Genomic DNA, 16,564 nt, shown 5'->3' on the forward strand with positions numbered 1-16,564 from the left:
GCATAAAGTCAGATAACCGATTAGGGTAAAGTTATGTTAGTTGTCGTATCACCAGCAAAGACATTAGATTATGAATCACCATTGGCTACCGAGCAGTTTACTCAACCAGAGTTTATTGAACACTCTGCCGAGCTGATTGAAGAGTGCCGTAAACTAACGCCTGCAGATGTTTCGGCGCTAATGAAGGTGAGCGATAAGATTGCCGGCCTTAACGTGGCGCGTTTTGAGCAGTGGAGCGAAACCTTCACTCAAGAGAATGCTCGCCAAGCGATTTTGGCGTTTAAGGGCGATGTTTACACCGGACTTGAAGCGGAAACTCTGACGGACGCGGATTTCGAATACGCACAAAAGCACCTACGCATGTTGTCCGGCCTGTATGGTTTGCTTAAGCCGTTGGATTTGATGCAGCCTTACCGCTTAGAGATGGGTACACGTTTGGCAAATGCTCGTGGTACTAACCTTTATCAGTTCTGGGGTAACCTGATCACTGACAAGCTAAATGAAACACTAAACGCTCAGGGCGATAATGTGCTTATCAACCTTGCATCGAATGAATATTTCAAAGCGGTGAAGCCAAAGAACCTAGATGGTCAGGTGATCACGCCAGTATTTAAAGACTGTAAGAATGGCCAATACAAGGTGATCAGCTTCTACGCGAAAAAGGCGCGTGGCATGATGGCACGTTACATCATTGAAAACCGTGTTGATTCGATTGAAAAGCTGACTCAGTTTGACACTGCGGGCTACTACTTTGTTGAAGAAGAGTCGAACGCAAAAGAATTAGTGTTCAAGCGCGAAGAGCAGAACTAATCTTCGCTTTATTTCAATGACTAAAAAGCCCCTGACAGCGTTGCTATCAGGGGCTTTTTTATTCTGTAGAGTGGGTTAGGTCACCGAACAAGTGACCCAAATCGACTACTTCTTCTTTTTCTTAGCGTTTTTTTTAGCTGCGCCTTTCTTATCGTCTTTCTTCACCTTTTTCTTCTTTTTGAAGACAGGTTTTTTGTGCGTAGGACGCATACCTTCGATGAAGCGCTCTTTGATGCTCTCTTTGGTGTAGCGTGCAACACGCTCAATCATTGGTTGGTCATGCGCTTCGATTAGCGAGATAGCATTACCTTTCTTACCAGCACGAGCAGTGCGGCCAATACGGTGCAGGTAAACATCAGCAGTACGTGGCATGTCGTAGTTAATTACGTGGCTCACATCTGGTAGGTCGATACCACGAGCTGCTACGTCAGTTGCCAGTAGTACATTCACAGTGCCATCGCGGAAACGAGCAATCGCATTGTTACGGCGATCTTGTGGCATTTCACCTTGAATCCAAGCACATGGGATCTGGGCACTCTCTAATTGAGCTCGAAGGTCCGCTAGGCGCTCACGTGTTTTTAGGAACACGATAGTACGCTCTGCTTGTTCAGTGATGATGTGCTTAAGAAGATCCAGCTTGTGCTCTGCTGTGTCTGCACGGTGGTACCACTGAGTGATCTTTTTACGCTCACGCAGGGAAGATTTGGCATCGATCTCTGCTGGGTTGTTTAGTAGATCTTCAGTGAAGCCCTCAACGCCTTTACCCTCTAGGGTTGCCGAGAATAGTAGCGTCTGTTTACGCCAGCGACACTCTGCAGATAGACGGTCAACAACTGGGCCAAAGCCCATATCGAGCATACGGTCTGCTTCGTCTAGAATCAGCCATTCGATAGCACGACAATCAAAGCGTTCAGCTTCGATGTACTCCATCAGACGGCCTGGAGTCGCAACAACGATGTCTTGAGTCGTGCCTAAGATGTCCGCGTGCTCTTGGTACATCACACCACCAGTAATGGTGAAGATATTCAGGCTGGTGTATTTTGCAAGATCACGAGCTTGGTCTGCGATCTGCATTGCTAGCTCACGTGTCGGCGTTAGGATCAGCATACGTGCTGGGCCCGCTTTCTTACGTGGGAAGTCGAGCAGGTATTGCAAAGCTGGCAGTACAAAAGAAGCTGTTTTACCAGTACCTGTCGGTGCAGAAGCTAAAACGTCTCGTCCATCTAACGCTTGTGGGATTGCTTCAGCTTGTATCTGTGTTGGGCGTTCGTAGCCCATCTCGTCGATTGCTTTAAGCAGCTCTTGTTCTAGATCGAGTTCTGCAAAGGTTCTGATCACTGTTGTTTCTCCACAAGCAATAAATGTGTCTGCACGTCGTTGGCAGACGATAAAAAAGAGTAGTCGGCCATTATAGAAGCATTAGTGATTAGGATCACATGGTATTTGCTACATCTTGAGATAAAAATCTTGAGTTAGCGCGATAAACGCCTCGCTGTAACCATTTTGATCGTGAATTAATAGCTGCTGGTGGTCGAGTTGCACATCGGGATCTTTAGATAGCTCAAACAAAAGGCGTGTAGGCTGCTTTTTGGCGGTGGTTCTTACATCCAGTCGGCGCGATAGATGCCATCCACTCTGTCTGGCGATCTCGATAAACTGCTCCCCTTCAACCATCGGCAGAATAAAGCTTGCAGTGGCTGATTCTGTGGTTAGCTCATAGCAGCGAACAGCCAGTGCTTTGTGCTCAAGGCTGGCAGTATGACGAGCGGTAGCGCGTTGGCTATGTGCAGATTGCTCTCCGGAATTAAAGTAGGGTGGATTGCAGATGATAGCGTCGAACTGATCTGGTAATTCAACCTCTAACACACTGCCAAAATAGAGCCGTAGACGATCGCTCCAAGGGGAGTGGTCGAAGTTGATCTTTGCGGCATGAATGGCGTCGGGATCGATATCGATTGCCGAGAGGCTTACCGAAGGATAACGCTGCGCCAGCATTAGTGTGAGTAAACCAGTACCAGTACCAATATCCAGAGCTTGTGGTTGTTGATCAAGCTGTGTCCATGCACCCAATAATACGCCATCGGTGCTGACAGGCATTCCAGTCTGCCCACCATAAATAGAAAACTGTTTAAAATTAAAGCTTTTTGTCTCTAGCGTTTTTTGTTTCATAAATCTGCAAGTACCGGAATTTTTAACTACCTAGTTTTAATGTTGATCTTTTGTATGGTTTTTTGTGCTGACTTGTTTTGAATTGTTGCAATTTATGAGTAGCTTATAATTATGAGTATTTTTTTAAAATTAGTAGAATAAACTGCTTTTAGCATAAAATCGCAAATTAATATGGTGTTTTCCTATGTTGGCTTGCAGCTTAGCGAGTGTTTCGTCATTATGCGCGACTATTTTGTCGATTGAATGGCAGTTTTTCACTGTAACATTCGCGCAAGCACAACATTATTTCAAAAGTATAATTAAGGATTATCTGTGAAACAGAGTCTAAAACTAACAGATGTTATCGCATTGGGCTTTATGCTTTTTGCGTTTTTCTTGGGTGCGGGTAACATTATATTCCCACCTTTAGCTGGCCAGTTGGCTGGTGATCATTTTCTGCCAGCGATGTTCGGCTTTCTGCTGACTGCGGTTGGTCTTCCGTTAATCACCATCGTAGCTGTCGCTCTTGCTGGTGGCTCTTGGGATCATCTAACCAAAGATCTTCCTAAGAAAGCGGCTACCATTATGGCGGTGTTGATCTTCATTATCATTGGCCCTGCATTTGCTGCGCCACGTACTGGCCTTGTTGCTTATGAGATGGCGGTGAAACCGTTCTTCATCGATGCCTCTCAAGCTCACTTAACATTCTTTTCTGTCGCTTTTTTTGTGGTTGCCATGTTCTTCTCATGGTCTCAAGGTAAGCTAATTGACGTGATTGGTAAGGTTCTAACTCCTGCACTTTTCGTCGGCTTAGCTGTCCTGGCGGTTGCTGTATTTGTTAACCCTCAGGGCGACATTCTTGGTGCTCACGGTGAATACATCACTCAACCACTAACCAAAGGTTTCCTTGAAGGTTACAACACCATGGATACTTTTGCCTCACTGATGTTTGGTATGCTGATTGTGGATTCTATCCGTAGTAAAGGCATCTCTGACCGTGCGGCAACAACCAAGTACCTGATCAGCGCGGGTTGTATTGCTGCTGCGGGTCTGGCGTTCGTTTACATCTCTCTATTTTTCCTTGGAGCGACAAGCGCAACCGTTGCTGCAGGGGCGGATAATGGTGGTACGATCTTAAGCCAATACGTTCAATCTCTATTTGGTCCTTCAGGTCAGATTGTTCTGTCTGTGATTGTACTGTTAGCGTGTTTGACTACGGCTATTGGCCTGATCTCGGCCTGTTCTGATTACTTCAGCTCGCTTACACCACTGTCTTACAAGACTTGGGTAATCATCAACGGTGTTGCTTGTGCTACGGTAGCGAACGTTGGTCTTTCTCAGCTTATTTCTTTGTCTGTTCCTGTGCTGTTTGCACTTTACCCAGTGGCAATTGCATTGGTAGCACTGACATTCTTGCGTAGCCGTTTCCCTAATCCAAAAGTTGCGTACCGCGTTGTGGTATTAGTGTCACTGCTGTTCGCTCTTATCGATGCAGCGAAAGTAGCGGGTGTAGATGTATCAGCACTGAAGATGCTGCCACTGTTTGAAATCGGTATGGGTTGGTTACTACCAACCGCTGCAGCCATTATCTGCATGTTCTTTGTAGGTAAGTCGACAGCGTCAGAAATGACACAAGAGAGAGTTTAATCTCTACTCGAATCTAAATAGAAAAAGCCCCGCTGCTGGGAAGTAGCGGGGCCTTTTTGTATTCGCGAGTTTTGATACTTATTACTCAGAGTGGAGGCTGAATAGTTAAGGCGTTAGATTTTTTCGCTGTACTCAACCAGAACCTGCTCAACCCAAGCCGCGATTCGCTCATCGCTCAATTCGTATTGTGAGTCTTCATCAAGAGCTAGACCAACAAATTGTGATTGGTCTTCTGTTAGTGCTTTTGATGCTTCGAACGTGTAGCTGTCGTCGTTTGGCCAGTATCCGACAAACTCCGCGCCTACGGTTTTTAGCTCGTCGTGCAACAAACCCATCGCATCAAGGAACCATTCGCCATAACCTTCTTGGTCGCCCAGTCCGAACAGCGCCACGATTTTGCCTTTTACTGGTGTGGTTGCTAGGTCATCCCAGATTTCATTCCAATCTTCTTGGATTTCACCAAAGTCCCAGGTCGAGATACCCAGTAGCAGCAGGTCATAGTCGGCCATTAATGAAAGTGGCGTCTCTTTTACATTGTGAATGTCGACTAAGTCTTCGCCGATGATGCCGCGAATCTTTTCTGCAGCCATTTCTGTGTAGCAGGTGGTTGAGCCGTAAAACAGTCCAATTTTCATAGCATGAGTTCGATTTTTATTTTGAGATGGCGAATTCTAACCATAAATTGAATTCGATTGCAGCGATTATCCGCCCAAGTTGTAATTTTTATAGCTTTCATCAGGCCTGTAGCTTAATCTCAAAACATTTTCCAATATGATGAGAATAGCTATGCAGTCGCCTCAAGGGCAGAACGCCGATCATGGTCTTGTTGAACAATTTTTAGATGCGATGTGGATGGAGAGAGGGCTTTCAGAAAATACGCTCACCTCTTATCGCACCGATCTTGCCAAGCTACTTGATTGGATGGAAAAGAATAATTACCGCTTGGACTTCATTAGCTTATCCGGTTTGCAGGATTATCAGAGCTGGTTGGTTGATGCGAACTTTAAGCAGACGTCGCGTGCTCGTATGTTGTCGGCGATTCGTCGCCTATTTCAATACCTGCATCGAGAAAAGGTAAGGGCTGACGACCCGAGTGCTTTATTGGTGAGCCCAAAGCTTCCTCAGCGCTTACCCAAAGATCTCAGTGAAGAGCAGGTTGATGCCTTGCTTGATGCTCCAGACCCGAACGATCCGATTGAGCTCAGAGATAAAGCGATGCTAGAGCTTTTATACGCAACCGGTCTTCGTGTGACCGAACTGGTCAGCCTGACAATGGAGAACATCAGCTTAAGACAAGGTGTGGTACGAGTGGTTGGTAAAGGGGGCAAAGAGCGCTTGGTTCCAATGGGTGAAAATGCGGTAGACTGGATAGAAACTTTTATTGAGCAAGGCCGTCCGCAACTGCTTGGAGAAAATAGTTCGGATGTGGTTTTCCCAAGTAAACGTGCCAAGCAGATGACCCGACAAACCTTTTGGTACCGTATTAAGCACTATGCGGTTATCGCAGGTATAGATACGGAACTGCTGTCTCCGCACGTGTTAAGGCATGCGTTTGCAACACATTTACTGAACTATGGTGCCGATCTCAGAGTCGTACAGATGTTATTGGGACATAGTGACTTATCGACAACCCAAATTTATACTCACGTGGCAACGGAAAGACTGAAGCAGATTCATGCTCAGCACCACCCACGAGCTTAGATTCAAATTATTTTAAGGTGAACTTAATGAGCGTATTACGCCGTCTTCCTCTATTGGCACTGCCTTTTTTTATCACTGCTTGTAACGCATCTGAAGAGAATGTTGAGCAGGTTAAGACTGCAGTAGAGGCTGCACCCACTCAAGAATACGATATTAAGGCTTTGACCCAGCGTTTTGAGAAGATTGGCGTCAAAGTGATGGATGTTGTGCCTTCGGATATCGATGGGTTAGTCGAAGTTCAAACCAATAGCGGTATCATTTTCTCGTCTCCATCGGGTGCTCATTTCATCGCAGGTACACTTTACTCACTGGATGAAAATGGCAAATTCAGCGACGTATTAGCGGAGCGTCAGGCTCCTATTAACGCCGCGAAAATCGCAGAAATGGCTGACTCGACCATCGAATACAAAGCGGATGATGAAAAATACGCGATTACGGTCTTCACGGACATCACCTGTGGTTACTGTGTGCGTCTACACAGCCAAATGCAGGGCTATAACGATTTAGGTATTACGGTTCGTTACATGGCCTACCCACGTCAGGGGGCAACTGGCCAAGTTGCTAACCAAATGGCGGCGATTTGGGGTTCAGATGACCCGAAAGCGGCAATGCACGATGCGAAAGTGAATCGTCAAATGCCAGACTCTGCGAAAGCAACGTCGGCAACCAAATCCATTATTGCTAAGCAGTACCAATTAGGTCGCGAGCTTGGTATCAGCGGTACACCGGCAATCTTCTTACCAAGTGGTGAGCTTGTGAGTGGCTACCTGCCTCCTGCGCAACTTATCCAACGCTTAGAGCAATAATTCTGCTCTGCAGTACGCATATCCAAATTTACACATAAGGAATGGCCCAATTTGGTTTGGGCCAAATAGGTCATGATAGAGATACAACGTCGCCCCGAAGTCGATACCTCCGTTCTTCCTGCAGATTTGCCAGAGCTACTTAAACGAATCTATGTGAGCCGTGGAATTAATAGTCCAGCTCAGTTAGAGACGGCAGCCAAAGGCTTGCACTCATACCAGAAGCTCGGTGGCATTGATGCGGCAGTTGAGTTGCTATTCAAAGCTATTCAGCAGCAGAAACGTATTATTGTGGTTGGCGACTTTGATGCGGATGGCGCGACCAGCTCGGCACTTTCGGTGTTGGCGCTGCGTATGCTTGGCAGCAATAACGTTGACTATTTGGTGCCAAACCGTTTTGAAGACGGCTATGGTCTGAGCCCGGAAGTGGTTGAGCAGGCGATTGAGATTGGCGCAGAAGTGATCATGACCGTGGATAACGGTGTTTCATCGATTGAAGGAGTACGCTTTGCCAAAGAGAAAGGCTTAGATGTATTGGTCACCGATCATCACTTACCGGGGCATGAGCTTCCGATGGTGGATGCGATGGTGAATCCAAACTTAGAAAGTTGTGCGTTCCCTTCAAAAGCATTGGCGGGAGTTGGTGTTGCATTCTACCTGATGATGGCGCTATGCGTTCACATGCGAAAGCTCGGTTGGTTTGCTCAGCAAGGTATGGCTGAACCGAAACTTATGGAGCTGATTGACCTCGTAGCACTTGGCACGGTAGCCGATGTTGTCCCTCTTGATGAGAATAACCGTATCTTGGTACACCAAGGCCTACAACGTATTCGTGCAGGCAAGGCGCGTCCGGGAATTCAGGCGTTGATTGAAGTGGCGAAACGCGATGCTCGTCGCCTGGTAGCGTCCGATTTCGGTTTTGCTCTTGGGCCTCGTATCAATGCGGCTGGACGCCTTGACGACATGTCATTTGGTGTAGAGCTGCTGATGAGCAACAACATCCACGCAGCGCGTCGTATGGCGAGTGAGTTGGATGGCCTCAACCAAACTCGTAAAGAGATTGAAGAGGGGATGAAACAAGAGGCAATCGCTTTCTGTGAACGTTTAGAGTTCGGTGAAGCAGATCTACCGTGTGGTTTGGCGCTGTTCCAACGCGATTGGCACCAAGGTGTGATTGGTATCTTGGCATCACGTATCAAAGATAAATATCACCGCCCAGTGATTGCGTTTGCTGATGGTGGAGAGGGCAGCATTAAAGGCTCTTGTCGCTCGATTCCTGGCTTGCACATGCGTGATACTCTGGATCGCATTGATACGCAGAACCCAGATCTGATCGTGAAGTTTGGTGGCCATGCAATGGCGGCAGGCTTAACCATCATGGAAAAAGATTTTGAACGCTTTAGTAAACTGTTTGATGAAGCGGTCAAACAAGATCTTGGTGAAACGGCACTCAAAGGCATCATCTTGTCGGATGGAGAGCTGCTTCCTGAAGAGTTTTCGATGCATACCGCTGAGTTTTTGCGTGCTGGTGGCCCTTGGGGACAAGCCTTCCCAGAACCTATCTTTGATGGCGAATTTAAAGTGCTCCATCAAAAACTAGTTGGTGAAAAGCACCTAAAATTGATGCTGGAGCCACTCTACAAAGGTCACCCGACCAACGTGATGATTGATGGTATTGCTTTTAATGTCGACTTGCGTCGCTGGCCAGACGCATCGGTTAAAACCGTGCACCTTGCCTATAAACTCGATATCAACGAGTTCCGCGGCAATCAATCACTGCAGTTGATGATCGACAATATTGAAGCGAAGTAGCGACCAATTCGTTTCCGCTAAAAGCAAAATTGAGCGCGTGCCCTAACTCCTCTGGGGCGCGTTATTGCCATTTTTAACCTCATGTTAACCCCATTCTTATCTCGCTGATTTCCTTTTGCGTATTCATCAGCGATTGTTCGACTTTCTTATCTAAAAATTTCTGTATCTCCGTCACACTTTTGAGTACAATTCTTCGGTTAAATTCTACTCATAAATGATGAGCTAAAATGTTTGAAATCAATCCAATCAAAAACCGTCTGCAGGATGTGTCTGAGCGCACAAATATCCTGAGGGGGTACCTTTGACTATGACGCTAAACAAGAGCGTCTAGAAGAAGTAAACGCAGAACTAGAACAACCGGATGTATGGAACGAGCCTGAGCGTGCGCAAGCACTGGGTAAAGAGCGTGCATCACTGGAAGCTGTGGTAGAGACCATCGACCAACTTGACCAAGGTGTTGAGGATGTGGAAGGCCTACTTGAGCTGGCGGTTGAAGAAGAAGACCAAGAGACATTTGACGAGATCGAACCTGAACTGGCTGAGCTAGAAGCTAAGCTAGAGAAGCTAGAGTTCCGTCGTATGTTCGCAGGCGATCACGACGCATCTGACTGCTACATCGACCTACAATCAGGTTCGGGTGGTACAGAAGCACAAGACTGGACTTCAATGATGCTACGCATGTACTTGCGTTGGGCTGAAGCGAAAGGCTTCAAGACCGAGGTAATTGAAGTTTCTGAGGGTGAAGTTGCTGGCCTGAAAGGGGCAACGGTTCGCATCTCAGGTGAGTACGCTTATGGTTGGCTACGTACGGAAACAGGTGTACACCGCCTAGTTCGTAAGTCTCCATTTGACTCAAGCGGTCGTCGTCATACGTCATTTGCTTCTGCGTTTATCTACCCAGAGATTGATGACAACATTGATATCGATATTAACCCTTCTGATCTGCGTATTGACGTATACCGTGCATCTGGCGCGGGTGGTCAGCACGTAAACACCACGGAATCTGCGGTTCGTATTACTCACGTTCCAACTAATACAGTGGTGCAATGTCAGAATGACCGTTCTCAGCATAAGAACAAAGACCAAGCGATGAAGCAGCTTCGTGCAAAACTGTTTGAATTAGAGATTCAAAAACAGAACGCAGAGAAGCAAGCGAACGAAGATGCTAAATCTGACATCGGTTGGGGTAGCCAAATCCGCTCTTACGTACTGGATGACTCGCGCATCAAAGATTTACGTACTGGCGTTGAAAACCGCAATACTCAAGCGGTTCTTGATGGCGACCTAGACAAATTTATCGAAGCTAGCCTGAAATCAGGTCTGTAAGCTTTTCACCGAAAAACAATTTTCATAAAGAAAGACAGGATACATCGAAAATGACTGATGCTGTTCAAAACGAAAACGCACAAGAAGGCTCTTTACCTGAAGAGAACAAGCTGATCGCCGAGCGTCGCGCGAAGCTGGATCATATCCGCAAGAGCTGCAAAGCAAACGGTCACCCAAATGATTTCCGTCGTGAGCACCTAGCTGGCGACCTTCAAGCGGAATTCGGTGAAAAGACTAAAGAAGAGCTAGAAGAGCTAAACCACGTGGTTGCAATCGCTGGCCGTGTAATGGCTAAGCGTGGTCCATTCCTAGCGATTCAAGAAACATCTGGCCGTATCCAAGCATACGCTGCAAAAGATGTTCAAAAAGAGCTTAAAGAGAAATACCAAGGCCTAGATATCGGTGACATCATCGGTGTTAAAGGTGCACTTCACAAGTCAGGTAAAGGCGACCTTTACGTGAACATGGAGTCTTACGAGCTGCTAACTAAAGCACTTCGTCCACTTCCAGAGAAGTTCCACGGTCTAACTGACCAAGAGATGCGTTACCGTCAGCGTTACGTTGACCTAATCGTGAACGAAGATTCTCGCAACGCATTCATCGTGCGCTCTAAGCTTGTCTCTTCAATCCGTAACTTCATGAGCTCAAAAGGCTACCTAGAAGTTGAAACGCCAATGATGCACGTGATCCCTGGTGGTGCGACGGCACGTCCATTCATCACTCACCACAACGCACTAGACATCGACATGTACCTACGTGTTGCACCTGAGCTTTACCTAAAGCGTCTAGTTGTAGGTGGCTTTGACCGTGTATTCGAGATCAACCGTAACTTCCGTAACGAAGGTCTATCGCCACGTCACAACCCTGAATTTACAATGATGGAATTCTACCAAGCGTACTCTGACTACAAAGATCTGATGGATCTGACTGAAGAGATGCTAAGCACAGCAGCGATGGACGTTCTTGGTTCGACTTCTATGCCTTACGGTGACGAAACGGTTGAGTTTGGTGGTAAGTACGCTCGTATGAGCATGTTTGATGCAATCAAACACTACAACCCTGAGCACGCTGAAATTCAAGCGCTAACAGAAGCAGACCTTCAAGACCGTGAAAAGATGGTAGCAATCGCGAAATCTGTACACGTAGAAGTAGAGACGTTCTGGACATGTGGCCAGCTTCTAGAAGAGATCTTTGGTGAAACGGCTGAGCCTCAGCTAATTCAACCAACCTTCATCACTGGCTACCCAGCGGACATCTCTCCTCTAGCTCGCCGTAGCGATGACAACCCGTTCTTCACAGACCGCTTTGAGTTCTTTATCGGTGGTCGTGAAGTAGCAAACGGCTTCTCTGAGCTTAACGATGCACAAGACCAAGACGAGCGTTTCAAAGCGCAAGTTAACGCGAAAGATGCAGGTGATGACGAAGCAATGTACTACGATGCTGACTACATCACAGCACTTGAGCACGGCCTACCGCCAACAGCAGGTCAAGGTATCGGTATCGACCGTCTAGCAATGCTGTTTACTAACACGCACACAATCCGTGACGTGATTCTATTCCCGGCGATGCGTCCACAAGCGTAATCTCTCGCTTTCGCATATAGCACGAATCCTAAAAAGCTACCTTCGGGTAGCTTTTTTATTTCTAGGCGTATCAAAACCTTACCTACTCCGCACTCTGAGTTCGAAAAATCATTATTTGTGACATAGTCTTACTATTGAGACGAAGAATCTAAGATAGTCTCACTACTAAACGTCCTTGGCGTGAATATGAACTTGCTTGCGCAGTGGATTTCCCATATACAGGGAAAGCAATAGTTGGTACTCGGCCAAATAAATAGAAAATTGAATAAGGAAGAAGGATGGGAACTCAATTTAAGATGGATTCCTTACCAGGCTCTCTTATCGTCGTTGGTGGTGCGTACGAGCCTTGGTTATCTGTATTAGAACAAGTGGGTTGGCAATGCACTCAGTGTGCGGACCTAAGAAAGGCAGATGCACTTTTTACGGAAACCGGTCCTTGTATTGGGATCGTTGACCTAAGCCATGATGAGTTCAGTCTCAATGGTGTCGCTAATTTAGTGAGTAATAACAAACAGGTACGATGGTTAGCTCTGATTCGTGAATCACAACTAAGTTCAGACACGATCTGCCAGTTTATCGTGAACTTCTGTATCGACTTCTTCACGACTCCGATCCCAGATGCTCAGCTACTTAGCACGATAGGACACCAGTTAGGCATGTTAAAGCTTGAGAAGAAGGTGTGGCCAAATTATGGTTTGAACAGTGACATGGGGCTGCTGGGGGACTCTGTTGCAGTCAAACGGCTGAGAGATCAAGTCAAACGAATTGGCCCGACTGACGTTAGTATCTTGATCTCAGGAGACAGCGGATCAGGCAAAGAGACGGTTGCGCGTTCTATTCACAGACACTCTTCTCGTGCAAAACATCCTTTTTTGACTGTGAACTGCCGTGCGCTGCCTGAATCAAGAATCGAAAGTGAACTGTTTGGCTTGGCCGGTAAGGTGGGGGATACTCCATGCATGCTTGAAGAGGCGGATGGTGGAACGATTCTGTTCAACGATATTTTAGCTATGCCTAGAGACCAGCAGGTGAATCTGCTTAAGTTTTTGCAAGAAGGTAAGGTTGAAACTTCAAAAGGCCTGCGCTCTGTTGATGTACGTATTTTAGCTTCAAACTCCTCAGATATAGAGAAGGCTTTGATTGAAGGCGATTTTAATGAGGAGCTTTATCACTACATCAATGTACTACGAATACATGTTCCGAGCTTGAAAGAGCGTGTCAGTGATATTCCAATTCTGGCAAACCACTTCTTGCACGATTACTCCAAAGAGTTCAATGCACAGGCTAAGAACTTCTCAGAATCGGCGGTCACGGCACTGTCTCGCTACCACTGGCCGGGCAATGTACGTGAGTTGATGAATCAAATTAAGCGGGTGGTACTGATGTCTGATTCGATCATTATTGATGAAGAGCATCTTGATTTGCCAAAACAGCAAGATGAAAAGCGCAGTTTGAAAAGCATTCGAGAGCGATCAGAGCGCGATGCTTTGATTGTCGTTTTAGAGTCGCATGCAGGACAGGTTTCTCTAGCCGCGAAGGAGCTGGGAGTTTCACGAGCGACTATGTATCGTCTGCTCAATAAGCATAATCTGATATCTGAAGGGATAATTTAGAAAACCCCACCATTTGAGAGCCACGCATTGCGTGGCTTTTGGCTTTTTTGGCGAAGCTTTTTATCTGATTGAAAAGCATGAACAGAGATAAGCTCTATAAATTTATATAATCATAGTGAATATCTTATGCTCAACATCATATGCAATTGGGATTTTGGGTGAATGCTTTGTTTTCAGATTGTTAACAGATTAGTGGTTGAATAATGTTCTCGATTGGATAGAATTTAATCGTGAAAGCAATGGTTTGCTAACAAGCCAGAAGCATTCAAATCACATCTTTTGGGATTAATTAATTAGCTTGGAGGCGCAAATGAAACATTTCGATTTTATTCAGCACATTTGCGCGTCGTTCGATCCTAGCACTGACTTGGTGGCTGCTATGCCACGTCTATCAGTAATGGCCGATCGCAACACCCAAGATAAATCTAACTAATTAATCCGTACCCATACTTGGCTGCGGAAAAATAGCAGCTAAGACATATCTACCTCTTATTTCACGCTATTTTTCCCCAGTCTAATCCCACTACTGGAGAATATATTATGCGTCACTCAGTTTACCTCAAATTAGCCACAGTTCTTATCCGAGCCGATCTTCGTCACGAGGAGCGAGTCTGGAGACGGAAAGTCCGCCGCAGTGTCTACGATCTTCCTTGGGAGAATCCACATCTACTAAAAGATATCGGTCTAGAAGTCGATGGACGACCAATCGGATTATCAGAGCCTGAAACCGTCACTATCGAGCGCCGAGTTCGCCATCTTCGTCGTGTCTTAAGTGCGCGAATACCGACGTAATACTAGGGAGTGATTGCACCTGTCACTCCCTAGGATAAAGAAATAGGTGCTGGTTATGGTGTCGGAGGGGGATCTCTGAATCAGTACCGTTGAAAAGAGGGGTAATACGCTCCTCTTTTCATATTTTTTATGAGGTTGTTTAGCAAACAAAGTCAGTTCTACTAAGCTAAAGATATTGATGGAGGTGAGGTATGCAAAAGCATCAACTAGATATGTGGTTGCATGGCGATCATAAAGACTCTTATCGAACACCCAAGGTTTATGTTATCGGGTGTTCTGATATCCCAGAGTATCTATTAGCAGTGGAATATAAGCATAAATTAGAGCCAGTTAAGCAAGGTGGAGAGCCAGTACACTTTGGATCGCTGGACCAGGTCAAAGAGGAGCTCCTCAGGCTTGGTTTCGATAAGGCCTATTTACGCCTCCACAACACTTATGACGAGTTTGGTAGTGAGCCAAGCCAACGCTATTGCGATATAGAGTTAGCTCTGAATCCACACTAAGTCGTCGTTGTTACAATTGCTCGTTATCAAGCGTAGTGTTTTGTCAGAAGCTGATGAGTAAACTGAGTTCTTAAATAGAAGCCGCGCGGTTTGGTCTTGATTGGCTTTCCACTCGCGCCGTACGCCTCAGTTAAGACTCGGCTGTGTGCTGCTTTAGGTCTCAGATGTAGAGCTTCGCCGTGACGAGCGGTGATCTGCTCAACGTTACCTAACACGATCAACTCCATCAGTTCTTCCCAGTCTCTTTGAAGTATCTCTTCTTCTTCTCTGCTTGGCGTCCACAACAGTGGTGATCCTACGTGACGATCTGCCAACGGGATCTCGCGCTCTCCCTCAACTGGGATCCATAACACTTTGGATAATTTGTTGCGAACATGACTGGTTTCCCAAGTCAGCCCTTGCACGCCCATTAAAGGAGCAACACAGACAAAGGTGGTCTCTAATGGCTTGCCACTGTAACTGATCGGAATGCTCTTAAGCTCAATGCCCAAATGTGCGAAGTCCTGCTCTGGTTTACTCCCAGCTGGCGCACCAAGGTGCCACTCCAACAGCTGCCCAACCCAGCCTTTATCTCGTTTCAGATCTTTAGGCATGGTCATTTCAGCTTCCTCAGCCAGTTCTTGAAAGGTCATACCGGCAATGGCGTAGGCTCGCTCTAGCAGCTCCGCTTCAGTTTGTGGTTCAGGTTTCATAACACATCGAGTTGGTAAAACGCCGATTTTATCAGATTCGAATGAAAATGCAGTGTGGTTAATAAATGATCATAGTGGCGATTTACGGATCAATCCTACGGTTATCCACAGGCTAGGAGTCTAAAATCTTACAAAAACAAACCAGTGGATAAATAAACAGGGGTTTCGAGAGGATAAAATGCTTGCCAAATAGCGTGTAAACTGAATCTTTGAATGATGAGTGTGGATAAAGCTAAGGGTGGTTGATCTTTGACCATGTTGAGTTTTCAAAAGATCATTTGAAAAATGTAATTCTAGTTTAGCGATTAATTTAATTTAAGTATTTGATTTTTATATATTATGTTTTATGTCTAATTGTTGTTGGTTTAGGCTGTTGATGAAAGTATGGATTAAAAAAAACGTTTGCGGTGAATTCTTCACATAGTTATTCACAGAAAAGGTGAATAAATGTGGTCTATGTCTCACTATTGTGTGGGTAACTATTTTGTGAGTAAAAGTTATCCAGTTTTAAGAAATTATTCATAAATATAGCCCTAATCACGTCACGAAGTTTGCTCCGCTTGGGGATATGTGGAAAAATCAGTGTAATTAAAAATTTAAATAGAGGTTGGCCAGTGATAGATGGCGATGGTTACCGATTAAACGTTGGTATTGTAATCTGTAACAACCATGGTCAGGTCTTCTGGGCTAAACGATACGGGCAACATTCATGGCAATTCCCTCAAGGGGGAATCGATGAAGGTGAAACTCCGGAGCAGGCAATGTACCGTGAGTTATATGAAGAGGTTGGCCTTACCAAAAAGGATGTAAAGATCGTCGCAACAAGTCGTCATTGGTTACGCTATAAGCTACCCAAACGACTGGTTCGATGGGATTCAAAACCTGTCTGTATTGGACAAAAACAGAAGTGGTTTCTTCTGCGTTTAGATTGCGATGAGTCGCGTATTAACATGCAACGTGGAAGTACACCTGAATTTGATGGTTGGCGTTGGGTAAGTTACTGGTACCCTGTTCGACAAGTTGTTTCTTTCAAGCGAGACGTATACCGCCGTGCAATGAAAGAGTTCGCTTCTTTAGCTATGCCATTTAAAGAGCGGAAAACAAAAGGAAAACGCAAACAGCGTAGAGGTTAAG

The 16,564-nt window shown here is 45.8% G+C and carries 16 protein-coding genes; 12 read left to right on the forward strand and 4 right to left on the reverse strand.

What is annotated here, in order from left to right; translation table 11 throughout:
* Positions 1-33 precede the first annotated feature (33 nt).
* Positions 34-810: a peroxide stress protein YaaA gene (yaaA, locus tag vsple_RS02510; RefSeq protein WP_150870961.1), complete on the forward strand. Its 777-nt coding sequence runs from the start codon at positions 34-36 to the stop codon at positions 808-810.
* Positions 811-915: 105 nt separating this feature from the next.
* On the opposite strand, the gene srmB is transcribed toward yaaA, so the two are convergent.
* Both srmB and vsple_RS02520 read right to left on the reverse strand, forming a co-directional pair.
* On the reverse strand, positions 916-2,148 hold the full coding sequence (gene srmB, locus vsple_RS02515; RefSeq protein ID WP_255231438.1) for an ATP-dependent RNA helicase SrmB: 1,233 nt from the start codon (positions 2,146-2,148) through the stop codon (positions 916-918).
* 108 nt (positions 2,149-2,256) lie between these two features.
* On the reverse strand, positions 2,257-2,979 hold the full coding sequence (locus vsple_RS02520) for a tRNA1(Val) (adenine(37)-N6)-methyltransferase (RefSeq protein ID WP_255231437.1): 723 nt from the start codon (positions 2,977-2,979) through the stop codon (positions 2,257-2,259).
* A gap of 312 nt (positions 2,980-3,291) precedes the next feature.
* Here vsple_RS02520 and brnQ point away from each other — a divergent pair, with 312 nt between their 5' ends.
* A complete protein-coding gene (gene brnQ, locus vsple_RS02525; protein ID WP_261882587.1) occupies positions 3,292-4,605 on the forward strand; it encodes a branched-chain amino acid transport system II carrier protein in 1,314 nt (437 codons plus the stop codon).
* A gap of 113 nt (positions 4,606-4,718) precedes the next feature.
* On the opposite strand, the gene fldB is transcribed toward brnQ, so the two are convergent.
* Positions 4,719-5,240 carry a flavodoxin FldB gene (fldB, locus tag vsple_RS02530; protein ID WP_255231435.1) on the reverse strand — a complete coding sequence of 174 codons (522 nt, stop codon included), beginning with the start codon at positions 5,238-5,240 and terminating at the stop codon, positions 4,719-4,721.
* Positions 5,241-5,391: 151 nt separating this feature from the next.
* Between fldB and xerD the strand changes: the two genes are divergently transcribed.
* The 9 genes from xerD to vsple_RS02575 all read left to right on the forward strand — a co-directional run bounded on the left by xerD (position 5,392) and on the right by vsple_RS02575 (position 14,738).
* Positions 5,392-6,306, forward strand: coding sequence for a site-specific tyrosine recombinase XerD (gene xerD, locus vsple_RS02535; RefSeq protein WP_255231434.1), 915 nt, complete (start codon positions 5,392-5,394; stop codon positions 6,304-6,306).
* A 26-nt stretch (positions 6,307-6,332) separates the two neighbouring features.
* On the forward strand, positions 6,333-7,112 hold the full coding sequence (locus vsple_RS02540; protein ID WP_261882588.1) for a thioredoxin fold domain-containing protein: 780 nt from the start codon (positions 6,333-6,335) through the stop codon (positions 7,110-7,112).
* Between the two features lie 72 nt (positions 7,113-7,184).
* A complete protein-coding gene (gene recJ, locus vsple_RS02545; protein ID WP_261882589.1) occupies positions 7,185-8,921 on the forward strand; it encodes a single-stranded-DNA-specific exonuclease RecJ in 1,737 nt (578 codons plus the stop codon).
* A gap of 227 nt (positions 8,922-9,148) precedes the next feature.
* A protein-coding gene (prfB, locus tag vsple_RS02550; RefSeq protein WP_150895812.1) for a peptide chain release factor 2 occupies positions 9,149-10,247 on the forward strand; the annotation gives its coding sequence in 2 pieces (ribosomal slippage) (positions 9,149-9,223 and positions 9,225-10,247; 1,098 coding nt in all).
* Between the two features lie 50 nt (positions 10,248-10,297).
* Positions 10,298-11,830 (forward strand): lysine--tRNA ligase, encoded by a 1,533-nt coding sequence (lysS, locus tag vsple_RS02555; protein ID WP_255231432.1) that lies wholly within the window; start codon positions 10,298-10,300, stop codon positions 11,828-11,830.
* A gap of 278 nt (positions 11,831-12,108) precedes the next feature.
* The gene (gene vpsR / locus vsple_RS02560; protein WP_261882590.1) at positions 12,109-13,443 is read left to right on the forward strand and encodes a cyclic-di-GMP-binding transcriptional regulator VpsR; all 1,335 of its coding nucleotides are present in this window, start codon (positions 12,109-12,111) and stop codon (positions 13,441-13,443) included.
* A gap of 310 nt (positions 13,444-13,753) precedes the next feature.
* On the forward strand, positions 13,754-13,876 hold the full coding sequence (locus vsple_RS02565; RefSeq protein WP_261882591.1) for a hypothetical protein: 123 nt from the start codon (positions 13,754-13,756) through the stop codon (positions 13,874-13,876).
* A 107-nt stretch (positions 13,877-13,983) separates the two neighbouring features.
* Positions 13,984-14,235 carry a DUF1127 domain-containing protein gene (locus tag vsple_RS02570; protein WP_261882592.1) on the forward strand — a complete coding sequence of 84 codons (252 nt, stop codon included), beginning with the start codon at positions 13,984-13,986 and terminating at the stop codon, positions 14,233-14,235.
* Between the two features lie 191 nt (positions 14,236-14,426).
* Positions 14,427-14,738, forward strand: coding sequence for a DUF6482 family protein (locus vsple_RS02575; RefSeq protein WP_032553168.1), 312 nt, complete (start codon positions 14,427-14,429; stop codon positions 14,736-14,738).
* A 26-nt stretch (positions 14,739-14,764) separates the two neighbouring features.
* Here the strand turns inward: vsple_RS02575 and mutH are convergent, their stop codons facing one another.
* Entirely contained in the window at positions 14,765-15,430 is a 666-nt protein-coding gene (gene mutH / locus vsple_RS02580; protein WP_255231428.1) for a DNA mismatch repair endonuclease MutH, read from the reverse strand.
* Between the two features lie 614 nt (positions 15,431-16,044).
* Here mutH and rppH point away from each other — a divergent pair.
* Positions 16,045-16,563: an RNA pyrophosphohydrolase gene (rppH, locus tag vsple_RS02585; RefSeq protein ID WP_239841548.1), complete on the forward strand. Its 519-nt coding sequence runs from the start codon at positions 16,045-16,047 to the stop codon at positions 16,561-16,563.
* Position 16,564 lies beyond the last annotated feature (1 nt).

Origin of the sequence: Vibrio pelagius, assembly GCF_024347575.1 — a bacterium.
In the GTDB taxonomy this organism is placed as follows: domain Bacteria; phylum Pseudomonadota; class Gammaproteobacteria; order Enterobacterales; family Vibrionaceae; genus Vibrio; species Vibrio pelagius.